General features: G+C 71.3%; 16 protein-coding genes and 1 tRNA gene. 8 read left to right on the forward strand and 9 right to left on the reverse strand.

Translation table 11 applies throughout. The features are described 5' to 3' along the window. Positions 1-43 precede the first annotated feature (43 nt). The 6 genes from mscL to ACWD4O_RS16075 form a co-directional block, all read right to left on the reverse strand. Positions 44-511: a large conductance mechanosensitive channel protein MscL gene (gene mscL / locus ACWD4O_RS16050; RefSeq protein ID WP_451280277.1), complete on the reverse strand. Its 468-nt coding sequence runs from the start codon at positions 509-511 to the stop codon at positions 44-46. A gap of 108 nt (positions 512-619) precedes the next feature. Then, positions 620-1,195 (reverse strand): RcpC/CpaB family pilus assembly protein, encoded by a 576-nt coding sequence (locus ACWD4O_RS16055; RefSeq protein ID WP_451280278.1) that lies wholly within the window; start codon positions 1,193-1,195, stop codon positions 620-622. Positions 1,196-1,570: 375 nt separating this feature from the next. Beyond that, positions 1,571-2,413: an S-methyl-5'-thioadenosine phosphorylase gene (locus ACWD4O_RS16060; protein ID WP_451280279.1), complete on the reverse strand. Its 843-nt coding sequence runs from the start codon at positions 2,411-2,413 to the stop codon at positions 1,571-1,573. 136 nt (positions 2,414-2,549) lie between these two features. Continuing rightward, positions 2,550-2,882 (reverse strand): FmdB family zinc ribbon protein, encoded by a 333-nt coding sequence (locus ACWD4O_RS16065; RefSeq protein WP_450950052.1) that lies wholly within the window; start codon positions 2,880-2,882, stop codon positions 2,550-2,552. Positions 2,883-2,949: 67 nt separating this feature from the next. Then, positions 2,950-4,242 (reverse strand): MFS transporter, encoded by a 1,293-nt coding sequence (locus ACWD4O_RS16070; RefSeq protein WP_451280280.1) that lies wholly within the window; start codon positions 4,240-4,242, stop codon positions 2,950-2,952. Between the two features lie 270 nt (positions 4,243-4,512). Continuing rightward, positions 4,513-6,012, reverse strand: coding sequence for a potassium/proton antiporter (locus ACWD4O_RS16075; protein WP_451280326.1), 1,500 nt, complete (start codon positions 6,010-6,012; stop codon positions 4,513-4,515). A gap of 267 nt (positions 6,013-6,279) precedes the next feature. On the opposite strand from ACWD4O_RS16075, the gene ACWD4O_RS16080 reads away from it, so the two are divergent. Next, a complete protein-coding gene (locus tag ACWD4O_RS16080; protein ID WP_451280281.1) occupies positions 6,280-9,075 on the forward strand; it encodes a penicillin acylase family protein in 2,796 nt (931 codons plus the stop codon). A 67-nt stretch (positions 9,076-9,142) separates the two neighbouring features. Here ACWD4O_RS16080 and ACWD4O_RS16085 read toward each other — a convergent pair whose 3' ends face one another. Further along, positions 9,143-9,757, reverse strand: a complete 615-nt coding sequence (locus ACWD4O_RS16085; RefSeq protein ID WP_451280282.1) for a 5-formyltetrahydrofolate cyclo-ligase — start codon at positions 9,755-9,757, stop codon at positions 9,143-9,145. 115 nt (positions 9,758-9,872) lie between these two features. Here ACWD4O_RS16085 and galU point away from each other — a divergent pair, with 115 nt between their 5' ends. The 7 genes from galU (at position 9,873) to ACWD4O_RS16120 (ending at position 15,617) form a co-directional block, all read left to right on the forward strand. Beyond that, positions 9,873-10,775: a UTP--glucose-1-phosphate uridylyltransferase GalU gene (gene galU, locus ACWD4O_RS16090; RefSeq protein ID WP_450950056.1), complete on the forward strand. Its 903-nt coding sequence runs from the start codon at positions 9,873-9,875 to the stop codon at positions 10,773-10,775. Between the two features lie 5 nt (positions 10,776-10,780). After that, complete coding sequence (gene glp, locus ACWD4O_RS16095; RefSeq protein ID WP_451280283.1) at positions 10,781-12,106, forward strand: molybdotransferase-like divisome protein Glp; 1,326 nt, start codon at positions 10,781-10,783, stop codon at positions 12,104-12,106. An 84-nt stretch (positions 12,107-12,190) separates the two neighbouring features. After that, complete coding sequence (gene moaC, locus ACWD4O_RS16100; RefSeq protein WP_451280284.1) at positions 12,191-12,670, forward strand: cyclic pyranopterin monophosphate synthase MoaC; 480 nt, start codon at positions 12,191-12,193, stop codon at positions 12,668-12,670. Then, positions 12,667-13,176 carry a MogA/MoaB family molybdenum cofactor biosynthesis protein gene (locus ACWD4O_RS16105; protein WP_451280285.1) on the forward strand — a complete coding sequence of 170 codons (510 nt, stop codon included), beginning with the start codon at positions 12,667-12,669 and terminating at the stop codon, positions 13,174-13,176. Before moaC ends, ACWD4O_RS16105 begins: the two co-directional genes overlap by 4 nt. Beyond that, entirely contained in the window at positions 13,173-13,841 is a 669-nt protein-coding gene (locus ACWD4O_RS16110) for a GNAT family N-acetyltransferase (RefSeq protein ID WP_451280327.1), read from the forward strand. Before ACWD4O_RS16105 ends, ACWD4O_RS16110 begins: the two co-directional genes overlap by 4 nt. Positions 13,842-14,012: 171 nt before the next feature. Next, complete coding sequence (gene sepX / locus ACWD4O_RS16115) at positions 14,013-15,449, forward strand: divisome protein SepX/GlpR (RefSeq protein ID WP_451280286.1); 1,437 nt, start codon at positions 14,013-14,015, stop codon at positions 15,447-15,449. A gap of 94 nt (positions 15,450-15,543) precedes the next feature. Beyond that, positions 15,544-15,617: transfer RNA gene (locus tag ACWD4O_RS16120), tRNA-Ala, on the forward strand. Between the two features lie 162 nt (positions 15,618-15,779). On the opposite strand, the gene ACWD4O_RS16125 is transcribed toward ACWD4O_RS16120, so the two are convergent. After that, positions 15,780-18,233, reverse strand: a complete 2,454-nt coding sequence (locus ACWD4O_RS16125; RefSeq protein ID WP_451280287.1) for an FtsX-like permease family protein — start codon at positions 18,231-18,233, stop codon at positions 15,780-15,782. Further along, positions 18,227-19,012, reverse strand: a complete 786-nt coding sequence (locus ACWD4O_RS16130) for an ABC transporter ATP-binding protein (protein WP_451280288.1) — start codon at positions 19,010-19,012, stop codon at positions 18,227-18,229. Before ACWD4O_RS16130 ends, ACWD4O_RS16125 begins: the two co-directional genes overlap by 7 nt. Positions 19,013-19,078 lie beyond the last annotated feature (66 nt).

The following is a 19,078-nucleotide window of genomic DNA, read 5'->3' on the forward strand; positions in this document are numbered from 1 at the left end:
CGGGCCCCGCGGACCGCCGTCCGCAAGGCCCCGAGCAGCCTCGTCACCGCCCGCTGTGGCCCGAGCCCCGCTGGGCGACCAGCGCGTCGCGGATCTCCTTGAGCACCTCCAGCTCGGTCACCTCCAGGACCTCCTGGGCGCCCTCCTTGGCCTTCCTGCGGGCCTCCACCTTCGCCAGGTACCTCGACATGGGAAGCACCATCAGGAAGTAGACGACCGCCGCGGTGATCACGAAGGTGAGCGTCGCGCCCAGGACCGAGCCCCACAGGATCCGGACGCCCGTCGCGCTGTCGCCCGTCCCCGTGCAGGGCCCCTTGAGACAGGAGCTGTAGCTGTCCAGGTTCTTCGTGCCGACCGCTCCGATGAGCGGGTTGATGATCCCCTTCACCACCGCGTTGACGATGTTCGTGAAGGCCGCGCCGATCACGACCGCGACTGCCAGATCGACGACGTTCCCACGCATCAGGAAGGCCTTGAAGCCCTGCAAGACGCTCGCCTTCTTTTCGCTCATCTGGGGGACACTCCTCGCATGTACAGGTTGTGGAACAAACAGTTCCGCAACCTACGTCACCCCGAGGCGGGCGTGTCCAATTCGATAGCTCGATCGAGGGACTTGACTTCACCACAGGGTCACCGCCAACCGAGCCGTCGCACTCGCTCCCGCCAGGCGCGCCGCGGTGGGGCGGGGCACCGACAGGACGACCAACGCGCCGCCGTCCGCCGTGTCGAGGGAGGCGCCCGAGGCGTCCAGTGGCTCCGGCACCTTGGTCACGAGCGCCCCACGTGCGACGACGCGGGCCGCACCGCCCACGCCGCCCGGCGGACTCTCCTCGACGGCGATGACGTCGACCCGGTCACCGGGGCGCAGCAGCCGGACGGTGGCCGCGTCGGCGATCCGTACCGGCGCTGTCACCTTCTGTACGGCGGCTGGACCTGGTGCAGGGGCGCGAACCGGCCCGTGCGCGCGGGCTTGCGAGCTCTCGCCGGGATGCCCGTGCGCCGGATCGCTGTTCCGGGGTCCGACCGCGACGAGCGCCGCGGCGGTGACGGCGAGACCGAGGGCGACGGCACGCCGTCGGCTCCGCACCAGCCGGCCCAGCGGCCCCGGGCGGTACCACCCGTGGCGGACGCGCACGGGGTCGAAAGGAGGCACCTCACATGTGGCAGGAGCCTCCGCCCCCGGCGGACGCGACACGGACGGGAGGGCGAACGGAGCGGAAGGAGGGTGGGGAGTGGGCGGTCGGGGCGAGGGAGGGTGGGGAGAGGAAGCGGGGGACGGCGGGAAAGCGGGGGGAGGGGACACGGGATCACCACCTGCGAAGAGGGACGGGTTGCGAAGCCACGATGAGGCTTCGCGCCGCCGCTCGCCGGAGCCGGTGGACCACTCACGGGTTGTGGACAACTCCCTCACCCGAACGGTGAGTTCCGTCCCTTTCCGTCCGCCCCGTTCCCTCCGGTCCGCGCTGCCCGTTCCGTCCGGCTCGCCGACCTCGGGAAACGCCAACTCCTGTTGCGTCAGATCCCGTTATGCCGGATCCCGTCGCGCCAACTGCCGTTACGTCAACTCCCGTTACGGCAGCTCGAACCCCGGGTCCATCCCGCCCAGCGCGTTCGTGCACAGGCAGTCCCGCGTCCCGTTCGCGGGCAGCGCGGCCACCGTGTCGAACAGCACGCCCCGCAGCCGGTCCACGTTGGCCGCGAACACCTGCAGGACCTCCTCGTGGGACACGCCCTCACCGCTCTCGGCGCCCGCGTCCAGATCCGTGACCAGCGTCAACGACGTGTAGCAGAGCTCGAGTTCACGGGCGAGCGCGGCCTCCGGATGGCCCGTCATACCCACCACCGACCAGCCCTGAGCCTGGTGCCACAACGATTCTGCCCGGGTGGAGAACCTCGGCCCCTCGATCACGACCAGCGTCCCGCCGTCCACCGGCTCCCACTCCCGGCCGCGCGCCGCCTTCAGGGCCGCCGAGCGTCCGGTGGGGCAGTAGGGGTCGGCCAGGGACACGTGCACCACGTTGGGCACCGTGCCGTCGGGCAGGGGCAGCCCGTCGAAGTACGTCCCGGTCCGCGACTTCGTACGGTCGACCAGCTGATCGGGCACGAGCAGCGTGCCGGGCCCGTACTCGGGGCGCAGACCGCCCACGGCGCACGGACCGAGGACCTGGCGCACCCCCAGCGAGCGCAGCGCCCACAGGTTGGCCCGGTAGTTGATCCGGTGGGGCGGCAGATGGTGGCCGCGTCCGTGCCGGGGCAGGAAGGCGACCCGCCGGCCGGCGATCTCGCCCAGGAAGAGGGAGTCGCTGGGCGGCCCGTAGGGGGTGTCGACCTGGAGCTCGGTCACGTTGTCGAGGAACGAGTAGAAACCGGAGCCGCCGATCACACCGATCTCTGCGTTCGCCATGTTCGCCATGCGTCGCACCCTAACCGCACGTTCGTCATACCTGAGCCGTACCCCAGGCGCTCTTGAGGAACGCCGAAGGACCCCGTCGCCGGATGACGACAGGGTCCTGTGAGGCCGTAAGGAAGGGGCCCCTTGAGCAGGGGTCCTACGCGGCGGAGCTGTTGCCGGCCGAGGTGCCGGTGCTCGACGACTTCGAGTCCGAGGACGACGACGTCGACGAGGTCGAACTCGACGACTTCGCGTCGGAGCCGGACGTAGACGACTTCGCGGGCGACGACGACGGCGTGCTGCTCGAGGACGAGCCGCGGCTGTCGTTGCGGTAGAAGCCGGAGCCCTTGAAGACGATACCGACCGCGGAGAACACCTTCTTGAGGCGTCCGGAGCAGTTGGGGCACTCGGTCAGAGCGTCGTCGGTGAACTTCTGCACCGCCTCGAGGCCCTCGCCGCACTCGGTGCACTGGTACTGGTAGGTCGGCACTGTCTTCCTCCTGGCACTCTCACTCAGTGAGTGCTAACGACGGTCTATCTTGACGCATTCCCGGGGATCAGTCCACTGTCACCGGCACGCGGTGACCGACGCCACGTGCGACGGTACGGCCACGCGGGCGTGGAGCGAGCCGCGAACGCAGTGCCAGCAGGACCGCCAGGGCCAGCACGGTGCCGCCCATCGGCACCAGGAAACCGGCCCCGCCCCAGAAGCGGTCCTCCAGCTGTCCGGCGACCGTGACGGCGGCCGCCTGCCCGAGCGCCACGGCGCCGGTCAGCCAGGTGAACGCCTCGGTGCGCGCCCCGGCCGGGACCAGGCCCTCGACCAGCGTGTAGCCGGTGATCAGCGCGGGCGCGATGCACATGCCGACCAGGAGGCCCAGGCCCGCGAGGACGAGCACCGAGTGCGCGGCCCACAGCCCGGAGGCGACGAGCGCCAGCGCGGCATAGGCGACGACCAGGCGCCGCTGCGGGGCCGTCTTCCAGGCGATGGCGCCGCAGACCAGGCCGGAGAGCATGTTGCCGGCGGCGAAGGTCCCGTACAGGACGCCGTTCAGGCCGGGCTCGCCGATCGACTCGGTGAACGCGGCCAGCGAGACCTGCATTCCGCCGAAGACGGCGCCGATGCCCAGGAAGGCCGCGATCAGCACGCGCACACCGGGGATGCGCAGCGCCGAGGCGTGCGCCACGCGCGCGTGTCCGGCGGCGGCGACCTGGGGCTGGGTGTTCTTCTGCGCGGCGAACAGCAGGCCGCCGAGCAGGGTCAGCGAGGCCTCGGTGATCAGACCGGCGGCCGGGTTCACGGCGGTGCACAGGGCCGTCGCCAGCAGTGGGCCGAACACGAAGGTCAGCTCGTCGGTGACGGACTCGAAGGCCGCCGCGGTCGTCATCAGGGGCGAGCCCTTCAGCGTGACGCCCCAGCGGGCCCGCACCATGGGCCCGATCTGCGGCACCGAGGCGCCCGTGGGCACGGCGGCCGCGAACAGCGCCCACAGGGGCGCGTGCGAGAGGGCGAGCGCGGTCAGGGTGAGGCCCGACAGGGTGTGCACGAGAACGCCGGGGACCAGCACCGCGCGCTGCCCGTAGCGGTCGGCGAGGCGTCCGCTGTAGGGCGCGCACAGCGCCATGGAGACACCGGTGACGGCCGCGGCGGCGCCGGCCGCGCCGTACGAACCGGTGGTGTGCTGGACGAGCAGCACGATGGAGATGGTGAGCATCGCGAACGGCTGGCGTGCCGCGAAGCCGGGGAGCAGGAACGTCCATGCGCCGCGGGTGCGCAGCAGCCGCCCGTATCCCGGGCGGGCGGAGGCCGACGAGTTCTTCGACGGCTCGGTGGTGACCGTGGATGCCACGGCCCGTGCCTTTCTGCCGCCTGGTGGCGCGCCCGTGCGGGGGCGCCGAGAGCTGTCCTCTTGCGCGTGCTGCGGTAGATGCCGGAGTCCGCTGCGAGGAGGTGTCCCGGCCGCCATACGGTCGCGCCAGCTCTGCATCAGGCAGAGTTGGTTCGATCAAGGTCTGCCTTCATCGTACAGGGGTCAAGGCCGATGACGCCTGTGAAGATGAGCACCACAGGGCCGGGGCACCCCTGAAACCATGGGGTGTGAACAGTGCGAAACATGCACTTAACGGGTCTCGTCGCCCGTGCCCAGCCATCCCGCGAGCTTGCCGCCGCGTCCCACCGCGCGCAAGCGCTGTTCGGCCGCGTCGCGGACCGGGTCGGTGGCGACGACGAGGAGTTCGTCCCCCTGCCGCAGGACGGTCGTCGGCAGCGGCACGAACGACGTCCCGCCGCGCACGACGAGGGTCACGGCGGCCCCGGCCGGCAGTCGCAGTTCGTTGACCTCGACGCCGTGCATCTTCGAGCCCGTGGGGATCGCGACGGACAGCAGATGGCCGCGCAGTCGCTCCAGGGGCGCCGATTCGACGCCGAGGTCGGCGGCCTCGGAGTCCTTGCCCAGGCGCAGCTTGCGGGCCAGCCAGGGCAGTGTCGGTCCCTGGACCAGGGTGTAGACGACGACCAGGACGAAGACGATGTTGAAGATGCGGCGGCTGGACTCGACGCCCTGCACCATCGGGATGGTCGCCAGGATGATGGGCACCGCGCCGCGCAGCCCGGCCCAGGACATCAGGGTCTGCTCCTGCCAGGGCACCCGGAACGGCGTCAGGCACACCACGACGCTCAGCGGGCGGGCCACCATGGTCAGCACCAGGCCGATGACGAGCGCGGGCAGCACGTCGTCGCCGAGCTCGTGCGGGGTGACCAGGAGGCCGAGCAGCACGAACATGCCGATCTGGGCGATCCAACCGAGGCCGTCGGCGAACCCGCGCGTGGCGGGCCAGTGCGGCAGCTTCGCGTTGCCCATGACCATCGAGGCGAGGTAGACGCCCAGGAAGCCGCTGCCGTGGGCCAGGGAGCCCGCCGCGTACGCGGTGACCGCGATCGCCATGACGGCGATCGGGTAGAGGCCGGAGGCGGGCAGGGCGACGTGTCTGAGGCCCCAGGAGCCCAGCCAGCCGACCGCGAGGCCGATGGCGGCGCCGATGGCCAGCTCCAGCGCTATCTCGCCCACCAGCACGTACCAGTGCTCCACGGGGCCCGCCGTGGAGAAGGCGACCACCAGGATGACCACCGGGGCGTCGTTGAAGCCGGACTCGGCCTCCAGCGTGCCCGTCACGCGCGAGGGCAGGGGGATCTTGCGCAGGACGGAGAAGACCGCCGCCGCGTCCGTCGAGGACACCACCGCACCGATGATCAGCGCCTGCCGCCACTCCAGCCCCGTCACGAAGTGCGCGGCCGTGGCCGTGACGCCCACGCTCACCGCGACTCCGACCAGGGCCAGTGCGGAGGCGGAGGCCAGGGCCGGTTCGATCTCTTTCCACTTCGTGCCGAGTCCGCCCTCGGCGAGGATCACGACCAGGGCGGCGTAGCCGATGACCTGCGTCATCTCGGCGTTGTCGAAGTGGATGTTGCCGATGCCGTCCTGGCCCATGAGGACGCCGATGCCCAGGTAGACGAGCAGGCTGGGGAGCCCGCTGCGCGAGGAGATCCGGACCGCTGCGACGGCGACGAGCAGGACGAGCGAGCAGACGAGCAGGAGCTGGTTGAGGTGGTGGACAGTCAGCGGCGCTTCCCTTCACCGGCGCGCGCGCCTGGCGCGCGGACGCACATGTGCATCGGATACATCGGACACGAAGGTGTGCGCCCCGTGTCCAACTACTTCGTTACCTTACCTAACTCTTGACGATTTCTTGACGTTGGACGAGGCAAGATCGAACATCCTTCCGTGCTGGTACCGGACTCCGCGTCAAGTGCCGCGAGGCCCTGCGCCTATGGTTGCTCCAGCACTCCAGGACCGCCTGCCGCTCGCGTTAGGACAGCAAGGACAGCGATGCCCCCCAACACCACCGCCACATCGGGTGACAAGCCCGGCAAGTCCGGCAGGAAGAAGGGGCGCAAAGCCCGTTTGATCGTGCTTGTGCTGGTGCTGGCCATCATCGGAGGCATCGCCTACGGCGCCTACTGGTCCATCAGCACGGTCCGCGCGTCCTTCCCGCAGACCAAGGGATCGATCACACTCGAGGGCCTGTCCGGGCCCGTCGACGTGAAGCGGGACGGCTACGGCATCCCGCAGATCTACGCGGATTCCGACGAAGATCTCTTCATGGCGCAGGGCTACGTCCAGGCGCAGGACCGGTTCTACGAGATGGACGTACGCCGGCACATGACCTCCGGGCGCCTGTCGGAGATGTTCGGCAAGAGCCAGGTCGACAACGACGAGTTCCTGCGCACCCTGGGCTGGGACCGTGTCGCCAAGGAGGAGTACGACACCAAGCTGTCGGCCTCCACCAAGAAGTACCTTCAGGCCTACGCCAAGGGAGTCAACGCCTACCTCAAGGGCAAGGACGGCGCGGACATCTCCCTGGAGTACGCGGCCCTCGGGTTCACCAACGACTACAAGCCCGCCGAGTGGACCCCGGTCGACTCGGTCTCCTGGCTGAAGGCGATGGCCTGGGACCTGCGCGGCAACATGCAGGACGAGATCGACCGCGCCCTGATGACCAGCCGCCTCGGCCCGCAGCAGATCGCCGACCTGTACCCGCAGTACCCGTACGACCGCAACCAGGCGATCGTCCAGGAGGGCCAGTACGACGAGCTGACCAAGACGTTCGAACAGAGCGACGGCGACAGCGACAGCGACTCCGGCAACACGTCCACGAACGGCGGGACGGGCGACAGCACGGGCGACGGCACCGGCACCTCGGACGACACGGGATCGGCCCTCACGAGCCAGCTCTCGGGCCTGTACGACGTCCTGGACGATCTGCCCACGGCCGTCGGCGTGAACGGCAACGGCATAGGCTCGAACTCCTGGGCCGTCGCCGGGAAGTACACGATCACCGGCAAGCCGCTGCTGGCCAACGACCCGCACCTGTCGGCCTCGCTGCCGTCCGTCTGGTACCAGATGGGCCTGCACTGCCGAACCGTCTCCGCCAAGTGCGGGTACGACGTCTCGGGCTACACCTTCGCAGGCATGCCCGGCGTCATAATCGGCCACAACGCGACGATCTCCTGGGGCATGACCAACTCCGGCGTCGACGTGACCGACCTCTACCTGGAGAAGCTCTCCGGCGACGACGGCTACCAGTACGACAACAAGGTCAAGCCGTTCGTCACGCGCGAGGAGACCATCAAGGTCGCCGGCGGCACGTCCAAGAAAATCGTCGTCCGGCAGACCGAGGACGGCATGCCCCTGCTGTCCGACCGTGACGACGAACTCGTCGACGTCGGCAAGAAGGCCACCGTCGACGCGGCCGCGCCCGACCGCGGCGACGGTTACGCCGTCGCCCTGAAGTGGACCGCGCTCGAGCCCGGCACCTCCATGGACGCCGTCTTCGCCATGAACAAGGCGGCCGACTGGGACGACTTCCGCGCCGCGGCCGAGAAGTTCGACGTGCCCTCGCAGAACCTCGTCTACGCCGACACCTCGAACCACATCGGCTACCAGCTGCCCGGAAAGATCCCCACGCGCGCGAAGGGCGTGGACGGCTCGATCCCGGCGCCCGGCTGGAACTCCAAGTACAAGTGGACCGGCTACATCGACTTCGACGAGCTGCCCTACGAGTACGACCCCGCGCGCGGGTACATCGTCACCGCCAACCAGGCCGTGATCGACAAGGACAAGTACCCCTACACGCTCACCACGGACTGGGGCTACGGCGCGCGCAGCCAGCGGATCACCGACCTGATCAAGGGCAAGATCAAGGGCGGCGGCAAGATCTCCACCGACGACATGCGGCAGATGCAGCTGGACAACGACAGCCAGATCGCCCGGCTGCTCGTGCCCATCCTGCTGAAGATCAACCTGGACGACCCGGACGTCCGCGAGGCGCAGAAGCTGCTGCAGGGCTGGGACTACACCCAGGACGCCGACTCGGCGGCCGCCGCCTACTTCAACGCGGTGTGGCGCAACATCCTCAAGCTGGCCTTCGGCAACAAGCTGCCCAAGGAACTGCGGGTCGAGGACCAGTGCCTGTGGGTCGACCCGGTCGACAGCACCGGCCCCGTCGACGACACCGACAAGGTCATCGAGTGCGGCGAGCGCGAGGCCGACCAGGCGCAGCCGGACGGCGGTGACCGCTGGTTCGAGGTCGTGCGCAACCTCCTGGAGAAGACGGACAGCGAGTGGTGGACGACTCCCGAGTCGGGCACCCGCCCCGGCGCGGAGAAGAACCGCGACAAGCTGTTCGAGCGCGCCATGATCGACGCCCGCTGGGAGCTGACCGCCAAGCTCGGCAAGGACATCGACACCTGGAGCTGGGGCCGGCTGCACCGCCTGTTCCTGAAGAACCAGACCCTGGGCACCAGCGGCCCCGGCTTCCTGCAGTACATCCTGAACCGCGGCCCGTGGAAGCTTGGCGGCGGCGAGGGGACGGTCAACGCGACCGGCTGGAACGCGGCCGGCGGCTACGGCGTCGTCTGGGTGCCGTCGATGCGGATGGTGGTCAACCTCGACGACCTCGACAAGTCGAAGTGGATCAACCTCTCCGGCGCCTCGGGACACGCCTTCAGCGCCCACTACACCGACCAGACGGGCAAGTGGGCCAACGGTGAGCTCCTCGACTGGTCCTTCTCCAAGAAGGCCGTCGACGACAGCACCAGCGACACCCTGGTCCTCAAGCCCTGAGCGACCGAGCTACGAGAAGGGGCCCTCCACGCGTGCGTGGAGGGCCCCTTTCGCGTACGCGCGCGTGTCAGGTGAAGCGGTGCACCCCCGACGGCGTCACCACGGCGTGCACCGGCCGGTCGTGCGCCTCTTCGGGAACGCGCTCGACGACCTCGGCGTCGTACAGCAGCACCACCAGGGAGGGACTGGCCGCGGAGTCCGCCAGCCGGGCCAGCACCCGGTCGTACGATCCGCCGCCGCGACCCAGCCGCATACCGCGCGCGTCGACCGCGAGCCCCGGCAGCAGCACCACGTCGGCCGAGGTCACGGCGTCGGGGCCGAGGCGCTGCCCGGCCGGCTCCAAGAGGGCCATCTTCCCGCCGTGTTGGACCCGGGCGAGCGAGCCCTCACCCGCGTAGGCGCCCCAGTCCAGATCGTTGTCGGGCAGCAGCGCGGGGAGCAGGACGCGCACGCCCCGCGCGCACAGCGCGTCCAGCAGCGCCAGGGTGCCGGGCTCGGAGCCCACGGAGACATACGCGGCGACCGTGCGCGCGTGCGCCAACTCGGGCAGCTCCAGCGCATGCTCGGCCAGCGCCGAGGCCGCAGTCCGCACGTCATCCGTCGTCAACGTGTTCCTCACGGTGAGGAACCCTCGCCGCAACATTCTTTTGTCAGGCTCTGGTCCGCCCTCGAGGTGGCTCATCTGTCGCTCCCGCGCCGGTCCCACATTGCTCGCACACAGCTTTACTACGCTCATATGATCATGAATTAACCGAACGCACAGATTCGTCTCAAAGTCACCGGATAAGGTTGCGGACATGACTCAGCACCACCCCAGGATCAGCAAGGCTGTCATCCCCGCAGCCGGCCTCGGCACCCGGTTCCTGCCGGCCACCAAGGCCACTCCCAAGGAGATGCTGCCGGTCGTGGACAAGCCGGCCATCCAGTACGTGGTCGAGGAGGCCGTCTCCGCCGGTCTCGACGACGTCCTCATGATCACGGGCCGCAACAAGCGGCCCCTGGAGGACCACTTCGACCGCAACTACGAACTCGAGTCGGCCCTGCAGAAGAAGGGCGACGCCGCCCGCCTCGCCAAGGTTCAGCAGTCCAGCGACCTCGCGACCATGCACTACGTGCGCCAGGGCGACCCCAGGGGCCTCGGACACGCCGTCCTGTGCGCGGCGCCGCACGTCGGGCAGGAGCCGTTCGCCGTCCTGCTGGGCGACGACCTGATCGACCCCCGTGACCCGCTGCTCCAGCGGATGATCGAGGTGCAGGAGCGGCACGGCGGCAGCGTCGTCGCGCTCATGGAGGTCGCCCCCGAGCAGATCCACCTCTACGGCTGCGCGGCCGTGGAGGCCACCGAGGACGGCGACGTGGTCAAGGTGACCGGCCTCGTGGAGAAGCCGGACCCGGCGGACGCCCCGTCGAACTACGCGATCATCGGGCGCTACGTCCTCGACCCGAGCGTGTTCGGCGTGCTGCGCGAGACCGAGCCCGGCCGCGGCGGCGAGATCCAGCTGACCGACGCCCTGCAGCAACTCGCGCAGGACGAGAAGGCCGGCGGCCCGGTCCACGGCGTCGTCTTCAAGGGCCGCCGCTATGACACCGGCGATCGCGGCGACTATCTGCGTGCCATTGTCAGACTCGCGTGCGAACGTGAAGATCTGGGTCCGGACTTCCGGTCCTGGCTTCGCAGTTACGTCACCGAGGAGATGTAGCCACTTTGAGCACCGCCGCGCCCCACCCCACCGCCCAGGACCGCCTCTGGTCGGTGGACGAACACCTGGAGGACATCCTCGCCACCGTCCGCCCCCTGGAACCCATCGAGCTGCAACTCCCCGACGCCCAGGGCTGCGTCCTGGTCGACGACGTCACGGTGCCGGTCTCGCTGCCGCCCTTCGACAACAGCTCCATGGACGGGTACGCGGTGCGGGTCGCGGATGTCGCGGGCGCGAGCGAGGAGTTCCCGGCGGCTCTGGACGTCGTCGGGGACGTCGCGGCGGGCCAGGCGGCCGACCTGCTGCACGTCGGGCCGGGCCAGGCCGCCCGGATCATGACCGGCGCCCCGTTGCCGCCCGGCGCCGAGGCCGTCGTCCCCGTGGAGTGGACCGACGGCGGGCTGGGCGAGGGCCCGGTCAGCGGGATGCGCGCCCGCAGCCTCGCCCCCGAGCAGGCCTCGGGGCACGTACGCGTGTACCGGCCCGCCGAGGCACGCGCGCACGTACGCGCGAAGGGCAGCGACGTGAAGGCGGGGGACCGCGCCCTCGACGCCGGGACCGTCCTCGGCCCGCCCCAGATCGCCCTGCTCGCCGCCATCGGCCGCGCCGCCGTACGCGTGCACCCGCGCCCGCGCGTGGTCGTGATGTCCACCGGCAGCGAACTCGTCCAGCCCGGCGAGGAACTGGGCAGCGGCCAGATCTACGACTCCAACAGCTTCGCCCTCACCGCCGCCGCCCGCGACGCCGGCGCCATCGCCTACCGGGTCGGCGCGGTCGCCGACGACGCCGAGACCCTGCGCTCCACCATCGAGGACCAGCTCGTGCGTGCCGACCTCGTCGTCACCACCGGCGGGGTGAGCGTCGGCGCGTACGACGTCGTCAAGGAGGCGCTGGAGCACGTCGGCGACGAGGACGAGGAGGGCAGCGGCATCGAGTTCCGCAAGCTCGCCATGCAGCCCGGCAAGCCCCAGGGCTTCGGCTCCATCGGCCCCGACCACATCCCCCTGCTGGCACTGCCCGGCAACCCCGTGTCGTCCTACGTCTCCTTCGAGCTGTTCGTCCGCCCCGCCATCCGCACCCTCATGGGGCTGGCGGACGTCCACCGGCCCACCACGCGCGCGAAACTCCTCGCCGACAAGGCGCTGACCTCGCCGAAGGGCCGCAGACAGTTCCTGCGCGCCACCTACGCCGACGGCGCCGTCCGCCCGGTCGGCGGCGCCGGCTCCCACCTGGTCGCGGCCCTCGCGCACGCCGACGCGCTGGTCGTCGTCCCCGAGGACGTGGAGTCCGTCGAGCCCGGCGCCGACGTCGAGGTCGTCCTGCTCGGCTGAGCCCTCCTGGTTGGGGGTACCGTGTCGCGCACAGCAGGCCCGTGCGCGGCACCGCGCCGGGCCCGGACCGGGAGCGCCACGAGCATGACTACGCAGGACCGACTGACGCACATCGACGACGCGGGCGCGGCCCGCATGGTCGACGTCTCCGGCAAGGACGTCACCGCCCGCACCGCGCGTGCCAGCGGGCGCGTCCTCGTCTCGCCCCGCGTGATCGAGCTGCTGCGCGGCGAGGGCGTCCCCAAGGGCGACGCACTGGCCACCGCGCGGATCGCGGGCATCATGGGCGCCAAATGCACCCCGGATCTGATCCCGCTGTGCCACCCGCTGGCCGTCTCCGGTGTGAAACTGGATCTGTCGGTCGCGGACGACGCCGTGGAGATCACCGCCACGGTGAAGACGACGGACCGCACAGGCGTCGAGATGGAGGCCCTCACCGCGGTCTCCGTCGCCGCGCTCACCGTGATCGACATGGTCAAGGCGGTCGACAAGGGAGCGGTGATCACGGACGTGCGCGTGGAGGAGAAGACGGGCGGCAAGTCGGGCGACTGGAGTCGGACATGAGCGCGGTGCCGTACCGGGCACTCGTCGTGACCGCCTCCAACCGGGCGGCCGCCGGCGTCTACGAGGACAAGGGCGGCCCGCTGATCGCCGAGGGGCTGCGCGGCTTCGGCTTCGCGGTCGACGGGCCGCAGGTCGTGCCCGACGGCGAACCCGTGGAGAGCGCCCTGCGCGCCGCCGCACAGGCCGGGTACGACGTCGTCGTCACCACCGGCGGCACCGGGATCTCGCCCACCGACCGCACCCCCGAGGCCACCCGCGCGGTGATCGATCACGAGGTGCCGGGCATCGCCGAGGCCATCAGGGCGTACGGTCGGGAGAAGGTGCCCACCGCGGCGCTCTCCCGGGGCCTGGCCGGCGTGGCGGGACGCACTCTGATCATCAACCTGCCGGGCTCCACCGGCGGGGTGAAGGACGGCCTGGCCGTCCTGGAGCCCCTGCTGAAGCACGCCGTGGACCAGCTCCGCGGCGGCGACCACCCCAGACCCAGCCATGGGGGTGCGAGCTGAACAGCGCATCCTGGCCCGTCGAACTGACGGAGGGCGACATCGTCCTACGGCCCATAAAGCTGCGCGACCAGCGGGCCTGGCGCGAGGTCAACCGGCGCAACCGGGACTGGCTGCGCCCCTGGGAGGCGACGATTCCGCCGCCCGCGCCCAGCGGGCCGATCGCGCACCGGCCGACCTACCGCCAGATGGTCCGGCATCTGCGGGCCGAGGCGAACGCGGGGCGGATGCTGCCGTTCGTCATCGAGTACCAGGGGCGGCTCGTCGGGCAGTTGACGGTCGCCGGGATCACCTGGGGGTCGATGTGCTCCGGGCACGTCGGCTACTGGGTGGACGAATCGGTGGCCGGCCGGGGAGTGATGCCGACGGCCGTGGCGCTCGTCGTGGACCACTGTTTCCGCAGCGTCGGACTGCATCGCATCGAGGTCTGCATTCGGCCCGAGAACGGCCCCAGTCGCCGGGTCGTCGAGAAACTCGGATTCCGTGAGGAAGGGCTGCGGCCGCGCTATCTCCACATCGACGGCGCCTGGCGGGACCACCTCGTGTTCGCGCTCACGGCGGAGGAGGTCCCGGAGGGCCTGCTGAGCCGCTGGCGGCGCACCCGCTCCCGGAGCGCGCGGAATGCCGGGGGGAATCTCGGCGGGAATCTCGGCAGCTCCGGAAATTGAATAAGTGTTCGATAATGATCGAGTGGTGACCGTCTGGGGCGTGGAATTCGCGCCCCCGGCGGCCTGCTGATCGCATCGGTCACAAAAAAAGTTCGAAATATCAGCCAGATCGTGCGACACACCGGCCCAATTGGCGGATGGCCTCACGTAAACCCCTCTACCGTGTGAGGCGTGAGCAGCAGCGGCCTCATCTACGCAGTCATTGTCGGGGCCTGGGCCGCCTACTTGGTGCCCATGTGGCTCCGTAGGCAGGACGAGCTGAACGAAGCCCGTCCGACGGAACGCTTCAGCACCGCCATCCGGCTGCTGTCCGGACGAGCGGGCATGGAGCGCCGGTACGCCAAGGACCTGCGGGCGCGCTCCACCGAGGAGGGGCAGCCCGACGCCGACGTTCCGGACGTCGTCACCGCATCGGTGGACGTCCGGGCCTTCGCCATGCCCCCGGCCCGCCGTCAGGTGAAGGCACCGGTGCAGGAGCGGGGCCAGGAGCGGAGTTCGGAACGCGGTCAGGAGCGAGCTCCGGAACGCGGTCAGGAACGGGGTCAGGAGCGAGGTCAGGGGCGTCCGGAGACGGCACGCGAACCGGAGCGCAATCAGGAGCGCAATCAGGAGCGCACTCCGGCGCGCGAGTCGGTGCGGGAGCCTGCCCGGGACTCGGCGGCCAAGCCCGCGCGGGAACAGCGTGACCGTGACGGAAGCGCCGCTCCCGCAGGCCGGCGTGCGCCGGTCGCGCGACGCGCGCCCTCCATTCAGGCATCCGCCGCCGCGCAGGCCGCTGCTCAGGCCTCAGCTCAGGCGTCCGCCGCGCGCGCACAGCGCTCGAAGGCGCTCGCCCGCCGTCGGCGCACCACCGTGATGCTCTTCCTCGCCTTCACGCTCGGCGCGATCGTCGCCGCGGTCGGCGGGCTCGCGTTCCTCTGGGCACCCGGCGTGCCCGCCGTCCTGCTCAGCGCGTACATCGCCTACCTGCGCTCCCAGGAGCGCCGCCGCTTTGCCTTCCAGATGGACCGCAGACGCGCCGAGGTCGCCGCGCAGCGGCTCCGGGAACGCCAGCCGCGCCGGCGCGCGCCCGCTTCGGCAGCCGCGTCGTCGGTCGACCCCGGCCCCGACGCCGGCGCAGAGGAGCCGCACGAGGGCCCCGAACCGGAGACCGACCCCGGCCTGCTGGCCCTCGCCGCGGACCGCCGGGCGCTCGTCGAGCAGACCGACCATGCGGAGTGGGTCGACCAGCAGCGCGAGCGCCAGCGTCGGCCCGGGCACGGCGACAGCTGGGACCCGGTACCGGTGCCCCTGCCGACGTACGTGACCGCACCGGTCGCACCGCGGGCCACCTCCGACGTGGACCTCGGCGCACCGGACGCCTGGAGCTCGGCCCGCTCGAGCTCCGTCGCGCCGGACCAGGACGCGGTCGAGCACCACGAGGCCGGGGCGGCGGCCGACGACGGCGAGTCCGACGACTCGGACCCGGCGGACGGCCGGACGGAGGGCGGCGACGAGCGCAGCGACGCGCGCCGCGCAGCCTCCGCCCGACGCTCCCGCGAACGGGGCCGCACGCCCCTCTTCGACCAGTACGAGGAAGGCGGCCGCCCCCGGGCGGCCAACGAGTGACCTGCGTCGCAGCACGGAATCTCCGCTCCGAGCGGCCTCCGGGAACGGATTTCCAAGCAGCCCGATGGGGGTGCTAGAGTTTCACTCGTTGCAAGGGCCTGTGGCGCAGTCCGGTAGCGCACCTCGTTCGCATCGAGGGGGTCTGGGGTTCAAATCCCCACAGGTCCACCGCAGCTCAGAACCCCTGCCGGGGAAACCCGGTAGGGGTTCTTTGGCGTCGCATCAGCAGCGAAGTACGGCAACTACTCCGGATCTTGCTTCCCAAGGTGCTTGCCCGGCTTGCCCGGCTTGCGCAGTGCCCGGCCCGGCACCAACTCCCGTTCGCGTGGTTCACGTCCTCCGGGGGCGCAGGGCCAGTGCTGTTGACGCGAGAGTCGTGGTCGTCGCGAGCAGGGCGCATGCCGCGGTCGTCCAGGCGAGGGCCGGCCAGGGCAGGACCGGTGGTGTCGGGGCCGAGAGCAGGTGCAGTGCGGTGGTCATGCCGGCGAGGTTGACGGCCGTCACCAGGAGGCCGAGGAGGCCGCCCAGGGCGACGACCGTCAGGGTCTCCACGGTGGCCAGGCGCAGGACCTGGGCGGTGGTGGCGCCGGCCAGGCGCAGGGCCGTCAGGTCGGGTCGGCGGTCGGCGGTCGCCGTCATCAGGGTGTTGGCGAGCGAGATGCCGGTGTACAGGAGCGCGACGCCCAGGACGAGGAGCACGCCGAGGCGGGTCGTCCGGTTCGTCTCCGGGTAAGTGGCGCGAACCCACTGGGTTTTGTCCATCACCCTCACCCTCACCCCGTCCATGGCCCGTAGCCGCGCCGCCACCGCAGCCTTGTCGGCGCCCGCTCGCACCCGTACGTCGACCTGGTCCACGTCTGCTCCGCCCGCGTTGGCCGGGGTGACGTAGGCGCCGTTGTCCCCGGTGCCGGTGGCCAGTACGGCGGCGATGCGAAGGGTCTTCGGAGTGCCGTCACCGAGCCACAACCGCACCTGCTGTCCCACGCGGTGGTGCGCCCATTCCTCCGTCACGACGATCGAGTCGTCGTCGAGGTCCGTGAGGCGACCGGCCGTCACCGGTAGTGCCACGGTGGCGGCGAGCAGCGCCGGATCGGCCGCCCTCGCCTGCGACTTCACCAGCGCCACACCGTCCTCGACGGTGTAGACCGTGGTGGCGGAGACCGCGGAGACGATCGTGTCGGGCAGCCGCCGCAGTCGCTCGACGTCCTTTGCCTCCAGCACCGTCCCGGTCGGGGTCCCCGGGGATCTCGGGGTCTGCGGGGTCTGCGGGGTCACTACGAAGTCCGCGGTCGTCTGTCGGCGTACCTCGGCCGCCCTCGCCTCGTTCAGGGTGGCCGTCGCGCCCAGCAGCGAGCCCGCGAGTGCCACGGTGATCAGGACCGGCGCGGCCACGGCGGCCGTGCGGCGGACCCCGGTGACGGCGTTCGCGCGGACCAACAGGCCTGTCGTGCCGGGCAGTCGGGGCACCAGGGGGCGCACCAGCACGGGTGACAGCAGGGCCACCGCCGTGATGAGCAGCATGGGGCGGCTGATGTACGTCTTGCGGTGCAGCAGTTCGCCCGGGTCGGTCAGCAGCGCATACGCCAGGGTCGCCACGGCCGTCAGCAGCAGCGCCGTACCGCACAGACGCCGGCCCCGGGTCAGGGCGCGGCCGTCGACCGCGGCCTCGCGCAGCACCTGGGCCGGGGCGGTCCGTCCGGCTCGCCAGGACGCGGCGACCGCGCCGCCGAGGGCGACCGACAGGCCTGTCCAGAAGGCCAGGTGGTACGGCCAGGTCCCTTCGCCGTGGCCGCCGATCGCGTACCAGTCCGGGGCCAGCCCGCCGTCGACGACCAGCTCGGCCAGGTGCGGTGCGGCGTACGCGCCGAGCGCGCAGCCCGTCGCCGCGGCGAGCGCGCCGATGAGCAGGGCCTCTGTCAGGACCGTCCGCCGGATCTGGCCCGGGGTGGCGCCGACGGTGCGCAGCAGCCCGAACTCGCGGCGTCGGCGGTCCACCGCGAAGGCGAAGGTGGAGGCCACGACGAAGACGGACACGAAGGCGGTCACGCCGCCGGCCGTGCCGAACAGGGCGTTCAGCGCGGTCAGCGCCTCGGCGTCCCGGCCGGGGGCGGCGTCGGCCAGCCGACGGTCGTCCCCGGTGAGGACGCGGACGTCGTCGTCCGCGATCGCCCGTAGGGCCGCCCGGTCGGTCGTCTCCACCACCAACTGGTGGGACACGGGCGCCAGTCGGGCCGCTTGCGCGTCCGTGTAGAACAGGGCGTTCTCGAAGCGGACGGGGCCGTCTGCCGTTCCCACCACCCTCAATTGCCCGTCCGACGTGCGGAGTCGGGCGCCGACGGTCGTCCAGTCCCCGGATGCCACCACCTCGTCCGCCGCCTCGGGCGGCCGGCCCGTGCTCAGGCGGTACGGGGCGAAGCGGGCCGTCGACCAGGGGTGGCCGACCAGGTCGTCGGGGGCGCCCTCCGCCGTGACGGGGAAGGAGCGGTCCTCGGTGACCGGGCCCAGCGCGCGCAGGGCGGCGACGGTCGTGGCGGGCACCGGGCGGGGACGGGTCAGCGGAGCCGTCCGCTCGCCGGTCGGAGTCGCCACCCGCAGCGTGTCCTGCCCCTTGACCACCACCGGCGCCGCCGCGAAACGCTCCGGGGCGCGCGCGGGCGCGTTCTGCGACGCGGCCAGCGCCTGCCCCATGACGGTGAGCAGCGCGACGCCGAGCGCGAGGGCGACGAAACTGCCGACGAAGGCGGCCCACCGGGCCCGCAGGGTGCGCAGCGCGACGCTCAGCACGCGGCACTCTCCAGTCCCGCCATGCGCGCCGCGATCGTCTCGGCGAAGACGTTCCCACCTACACGCGCGCGTGTGCCCGTGTTGGCGAGTTCGGCGTGGACGCGGCCGTCGACCAGGAAGACCACCCGGTCCGCGTAGGAGGCGGCGAGCGGGTCGTGGGTGACCATGACGACCGTCCGGCCGGTCTCGTCGACCATGGAGCGCAACAGGGTCAGCACCTCGCGGCCGGTCGTGGAGTCCAGCGCGCCGGTCGGCTCGTCGCCGAACAGGACCTCCGGGCGGGTGATCAGGGCGCGGGCCAGGGCGACGCGCTGTTGCTGGCCGCCGGAGAGCTGGGCGGGGCGGTGGCCTGCCCGGTCGGCGAGTCCGACCTGGCGCAGGGCCTCGCGCACCCGCGCCTTCGACGGGCGGCGGCCCGCCAGACGCAGCGGGAGGGCCACGTTCTGCTCGGCGGTGAGGGCGGGCAGCAGGTTGAACGCCTGGAAGACGAAGCCGATCCGCTCCCGGCGCAGCAGCGTCAGCCGTCGCTCGCTCAGCCCGGTCAGCTCGGTCCCGCCGATCCGCACCGAGCCGGAGGTCGGCCGGTCGAGTCCGGCGGCGCACTGGAGCAGCGTCGACTTGCCGGAGCCGGACGGCCCCATGACAGCGGTGAAGGAGCCGCGGGGGAGGGCGAGGGTGACGTCGTCGAGTGCGGTCACACCGGTGCCGGTGCCGGCGGTGCCGTATCGCCTGCTCACGGAGGTCAGTTGGAGGGTGGGTGCGGTTGTGGCTGCGGTCATCGCTGCGGTCATGGCTCAACGAAAGCGTGCGCAGCCCCGCCGGGTCTGTCGGGCAGGAACGAGACT

The sequence above is a fragment of the Streptomyces sp. NPDC002623 genome (assembly GCF_053592635.1).

What these genes read in the sequence shown, in the direction of transcription:
- mscL (WP_451280277.1), bottom strand. Translation starts at nt 511, where the DNA reads ATGAGCGAAAAGAAGGCGAGCGTCTTGCAGGGCTTCAAGGCCTTCCTG.
- ACWD4O_RS16060 (WP_451280279.1), bottom strand. Translation starts at nt 2,413, where the DNA reads ATGGCGAACATGGCGAACGCAGAGATCGGTGTGATCGGCGGCTCCGGT.
- ACWD4O_RS16080 (WP_451280281.1), top strand. Translation starts at nt 6,280, where the DNA reads ATGCCCCCCAACACCACCGCCACATCGGGTGACAAGCCCGGCAAGTCC.
- ACWD4O_RS16085 (WP_451280282.1), bottom strand. Translation starts at nt 9,757, where the DNA reads ATGAGCCACCTCGAGGGCGGACCAGAGCCTGACAAAAGAATGTTGCGG.
- galU (WP_450950056.1), top strand. Translation starts at nt 9,873, where the DNA reads ATGACTCAGCACCACCCCAGGATCAGCAAGGCTGTCATCCCCGCAGCC.
- moaC (WP_451280284.1), top strand. Translation starts at nt 12,191, where the DNA reads ATGACTACGCAGGACCGACTGACGCACATCGACGACGCGGGCGCGGCC.
- ACWD4O_RS16105 (WP_451280285.1), top strand. Translation starts at nt 12,667, where the DNA reads ATGAGCGCGGTGCCGTACCGGGCACTCGTCGTGACCGCCTCCAACCGG.
- ACWD4O_RS16130 (WP_451280288.1), bottom strand. Translation starts at nt 19,012, where the DNA reads ATGACCGCAGCCACAACCGCACCCACCCTCCAACTGACCTCCGTGAGC.